The organism is Terriglobus sp. YAF25, from assembly GCF_052113305.1.
Taxonomy (GTDB): domain Bacteria; phylum Acidobacteriota; class Terriglobia; order Terriglobales; family Acidobacteriaceae; genus Terriglobus.
Genome location: NZ_JBFRCY010000706.1, coordinates 1 through 5138, shown reverse-complemented (window position 1 = coordinate 5138; position 5138 = coordinate 1). Strand labels below are relative to the sequence as shown.

Here is a 5138-nt window from a genome sequence, read left to right as displayed (position 1 = left end):
GCCACGGGAACACGATTTCAGCGGTACCGTACGACCACCAGCGTTTCTATTACGTACGCGATCAACGTGATGTCGTCGTCGGCGCGGTGAAGAAAGAGCTGGGAATCCACCTCTCCGCAAACCATCCCAGCGGCAAAGACCATTTCGGATACTCCTATGACATGGTCGATTCCATCGAGGTCTGGAATTCATCCATCTGGCCAAAGAATGCCAATGCCATCATGATCTGGGACGACATGCTCTCGTCCGGACGCAAGCTGACTGGAAGAGGAGGCAGCGATGCGCATCATGGAGCCGCTCCGACACCGGAACAGGCGACGAAGAACACTCCACAGGCTGCATGGAATTACATCGGGACGCCGACGACCTGGATCTTTGTGAAAGATAAGACACGGCAGGGTGTGATTGATGCGCTGAACAGTGGACGCGTCTCCGTGAGTGCGAACCCATATGCCCCGCGCGTTGAGTTCTATGCGGACACCGACGGCAATGGTCAGATGGACATGATGATGGGAGACAACGTCAAAGCTACCGGCAAGCCGGTGAAGTTCAGTGTTCGCCTGACCGGAAATATTGCGCCCGATGGCGTCTATACCGCTCACGTGATCAAGAATGGGAACAAGTATAAGGACATCCAGATCACTGGAAAGTCTGGAAACGCTGGGTTTGAAGATGCTCCCCCTCAGATTGAAAGGACCTATTACAGGGTTGAAGTAGAAGGGCCTTCTACTCCCTATCCGCAGGTACCGAAGTCGACTGAGGGCAGCGGCTCCATGGTCGGGCTCTCGAATCCTCTGTATTTCAACTTCAACCCGAATTTCTAAAAGTAGGACGCACTTCGAGCCGGCGGTTTCCGAGACGTGAAGCCGTCGGCTTTCTAGTTCTTATAAATTCGTTCGGCTACCAGTTGCGGAGCGGAAGCATTCGCCGCAAAGCTATTTGCTTCAATGAGAAGTTCGAACGAGTGCAGATGCCCGTTCGCATCTCGCGCTTGTGCGAGTGCCGAGGCCATAAGCGCGGGGGTGAGGAGAAACGTTGTTGCGGCCTGTGTGCCGGCCGTATTGAGCCCACCGACGATGAGCACATGGCCCGTCGAGTTGAGGTTCGGCACAAAGGCAATCAAACCGTATGTGTGGTCTTTTCCCGGAGTGCCGTAGAGTTCGCGCTCTCCTGGTTGAGGATGTGCATTGAGCAGTCCCGAGGGCTTCGATGGGTCAGTATTGATGACCTGCCGGAAGTTCATCTGTGACGCGAAAAGCTGAATCCACGGGTTCGACTCGATCGATCCGATGAGTACTGCGTTTCCGGTACGAAGATCGTCCATACGCAGGTCCCGTGCGTATCGCACCACCATCCGGGCGGCATTGACTTCCTCTAGTTGAGACAGATGCGAGACGAAATCGAGGTCGACTACGCTGGTATAGCGCCGTGCGCCCAGCTTCAGAAGCTCGGTATCGGCCGCGTTGTCGCTGGATTGTTTCGGTTTACGGTAGTCGCCGTTGATATAGCTTGCGAGCGGAACCGGGCGCTCTGTGAGACGCTGCATGATGACCAGCCCATCATCAGACGGAACAACGTATGTCTCTCCATTGGAAGGGAAGACTTGACGCCAAAAACTGGAGGATGCCGCTCTGGCCGAGGAGGTGGCGATGCTGTCCTTTGCCGGAAACAGCGAGCGGCGCCTGGGAATAGCAAGACCGACGATCAGACCGAGACATAAAGCAGCCGCGGTCCCAAGAACCCACAAAAGTCCCGGTTTGACGGGGCGGTTCGCAACATCAGGAGGATCGTGTGAAACCTGGGGATTTTCCTGTGGAAGAGATTCTGCTTCTGGAACCGCCGCCGGTAGATCCGTATCTGCGGCGGACAGCAGCGTTTGAGGCTGCGTTTCTTCCTTGAGAGAGCGATCCGTGAAGTACGGGACATAGCCTCCCCTGGGTATATCTAAACGTAAAGACTCGTCTTTGCCTTCTTTGGCATAGTAGTCGTCGATACGTCGGCGAAGATTGCGGGCGTAGCTTCGAACGATATTGTCTTCGTTTGAGTCGTAGCCGGCCTTCCGGTCGAACACGAGGATGCCAATCTGCTGTTCCGTTACCTCATCGGTGCGATTCCGGATATGCCGGTCCACGATGAAGAGCAGGAAGCGAGAGAGCAGACGGGATCGTCCCAGGCTGCCACTGGCAGCAAGCGCTTTCTAACGTGGATGGAAGCGAGCGTACACGTCGTAAATCCGTGCTCAACAGGGGTGAAAATCGATTGTCTCCTATGAAAATCCCGTAAACAGGAAGTATCAAATGCTTACCTCGCATCGTGGCCACTCGATCATGAGGCTTTACACGGTTTTGTCCCCCTTGTGACGGCCTCTGGGGCACAGGGATCATCGAAGCAATCCCACAGTTTGATCGGACGTGTCGTTCACTCAGGCACCCGTCTGGGAAATATCTCCTTTGAGGTCTATGGAAGCGATGAAACCCTGGTCAGCTCGTCTTCGAGAGAAGCGAAAGACGCTCCGCATGACAATGGTGATGTTGTGCGCCGTTCTGTTCTCTGTCGTACATCTGTTTGCACAATCCGATCTCTCGGGCATCTCGGGAACGATTACAGATCCCTCTGGTGCGGTAGTTCGAGGGGCCATCGTCACGGTTACTGATGAAGCGACCGGTGTCGAACATCGAACGAAAACGCGGTACAGGTGAACGCGCAGGAGACCAGCATTCAGACCGACAGTACCGTCCTGGGCCGGGTCATCACCGCCAAGCAGGCCGAGATGCTTCCTCTGAGCGGCCGCAATCCGATCACTCTTGCTCTCTTGAAAGCAGGTGTGACGAGCACGAGCGGAAATGTCTCGAACTTCCAGTTCAGCACAGGCCTCGGTGGGTTGAATATCAACGGCGCTCGTGAACGCGACAACCTCGTCACCTACGATGGCGCCGTGGCCGTTCGTGTTCGTGCAAGCGGCGACTCCGTCGGCGTCGTCGATCTGGAGAACGTGCAGGAGGTCCAGGTACTGGCCTCAAATTACCCAGCCGAATATGGACGCTCCGTCGGCGGTCAGGTCCGTATCATTACACATGCCGGCACGGATCATTTTCACGGAAGCCTCTACGAGTATCTTCAGAACCCTGTATTGAACGCCAACACGTGGGTCCGCAATCACGCGTCCGCCAATTTTGATCCGACTTTGCCTCAGAGCGTCAAGTCGAACTTCGTCGCTCCCTTTACCTATAACCAGTTCGGCTTCAGCGTGAATGGACCCGCGTACATTCCGCATCTTCTGCCCAAGGGGAAGCTCTTCTTTCTCTACTCAGAGGCGTTTGTACACTATCCGGCTACGAATACCTCACCGGTGACGGTTCCCAATCCGGCGTTCCGGAATGGCGACTTCTCGTCCGTAGCGACCCACATTCGCGATCCCCAGGCGGCGGGTGTTTGCGACGCCAAGAATGGCGGTCCGGCGTGCTTTCCGGGAAACATCATTCGCAACCTCGACATCATCCCGACCGAGAAGGACTACATCCGGTTCCGTCTGACGCACTTCTACTACTACGAGAACAATCCGTTTTCAGCGACCTACGACCTCGTACCCCGCATCTTCAATCGCCCGAATCAAACCGGGTCGCTGGACTGGGTTCACACCTTCAACGCAAACACCATCAACGAGGTTCTTGTAACGGCGGCACATGGCGCTGACCGCCTGTCCATCGATACAAGCTCCGGCCTCTACGATCGTACGAAGTATGGAATCAACTATCCGTTCCTCTTTCCGGCGGGTAAGGATCTCGTCAACAAGATCCCAACGGTTCAGTTTGACAGCAGCGCCATCACCACGCTGGATGGCAGCGCCTATCCGTCCCACTCGCAGGGAATGGTGTTCGACTATGCCGACACCTTCACGCGCATTATCGGCAACCACACCCTCCGTGCCGGTGCTCTGTATGAGCGTTCCGGGCAAAACGACAACGACCAGATCTCCGGACAGAACAGCGTTCCAGGGCAGACGAACAATCAGAACGGAAAGTTTGAATTTTCAAGCGCCAACCCCGCTGGAACTGGACTGGATACGGCCGATGCAGCGTTGGGTCTCTTCCAGAGCTATGCGGAGGTTGGTCCGCGTGCCGAAACTCCATACCGCGCAAACATGTATGAGTTCTTTGCCCAGGACTCATGGAAACTTACGTCGAAACTTCACGTGGACTATGGCATGCGTTATTCCATCGTCCGGCCGTTTTACAGCCTTTGGAACAACATCGGCACGTTTGATCCGGCCTTTTATTCCGCGGCGAACGCTGTGAAGATCGACAACAAAGGCAATCCGATTGCGGGAAGCGGCGATCCTTTGAATGGAACGGTGCTCTTCGGTTCTGGCTTTACTGACAGCGCAAAGAAACATGTACCTCTTGCAAACACCGGTACGGCAGATCGTACGCAGGTATCAGCGGCGGAAGCGTCGATAACCCGGGTGGCGGTGCGGCAGGGTCCTTTCCTACTATCTCAGGCCGCATCGACCGCAGCTCACCGCAACCTGAGGCTTATGTTTGGAATCTGTCTGTCGAACGGCAACTACCCTTCAACACGGTACTTGGAGTGGCCTATGTGGGGCGTCGTGGTCTGCATGGCCAGTTCCAGGCGAATCTGAACCAGGCGCCGGTCGGCTCTGTAACGGCAGCCGCAGCGGCAAAAATGAATATCAACTCCTATCGTCCGTATGCCGGTTACGGACCGATCACGGTAGTCACTCAGGGATCGGGCTCTGCCTACAGCGGCTTCCAGGTGGATCTGAATCGGCGCTTCCAGCACGGGTTGAGCTTCGGAGCAGCTTACACACTGGCCCATGCTACCGACTGCGGATCATTTCAGAAGAACTTCCTGCCGAATCTGCTGGACCCCAAGTATCTGTGTGGCACGGCGGATTACGACATCAAGAACGCTGTAGCCATCAACGCCATCGCGGAGATTCCGTTCCATGGCCATAATGCATTCGCTCGGGAGGTGCTGGGAGGGTGGCAGATCACACAGATCTACAACTTCCAGACCGGAGTTCCTCTATCGGTGACGACTTCGACCGACATCGCCGGAGTAGGCACGGGTGGAGGTGCACAGTTCTATTCCACCGCTCCGGGCGTGAGTACCAACGC

At 55.8% G+C, this 5138-nt stretch carries 2 protein-coding genes and 2 pseudogenes; 3 read left to right on the top strand and 1 reads right to left on the bottom strand.

All coding sequences use genetic code 11. The features are described 5' to 3' along the window. Positions 1-824, top strand: an 824-nt coding sequence (locus AB4043_RS22660) for a CehA/McbA family metallohydrolase (protein ID WP_442308174.1), incomplete at its 5' end; no start/stop codon positions are given. 53 nt (positions 825-877) lie between these two features. On the opposite strand, the gene AB4043_RS22655 is transcribed toward AB4043_RS22660, so the two are convergent. Beyond that, positions 878-2131: a hypothetical protein gene (locus tag AB4043_RS22655; protein ID WP_442308173.1), complete on the bottom strand. Its 1254-nt coding sequence runs from the start codon at positions 2129-2131 to the stop codon at positions 878-880. A gap of 639 nt (positions 2132-2770) precedes the next feature. On the opposite strand from AB4043_RS22655, the pseudogene AB4043_RS22650 reads away from it, so the two are divergent. Together AB4043_RS22650 and AB4043_RS22645 are read left to right on the top strand one after the other, a co-directional pair. After that, positions 2771-4267 (top strand): annotated as a pseudogene (locus AB4043_RS22650) (hypothetical protein); the annotation flags it as partial. A 167-nt stretch (positions 4268-4434) separates the two neighbouring features. Continuing rightward, a pseudogene (locus AB4043_RS22645) lies at positions 4435-5138 on the top strand (hypothetical protein); the annotation flags it as partial.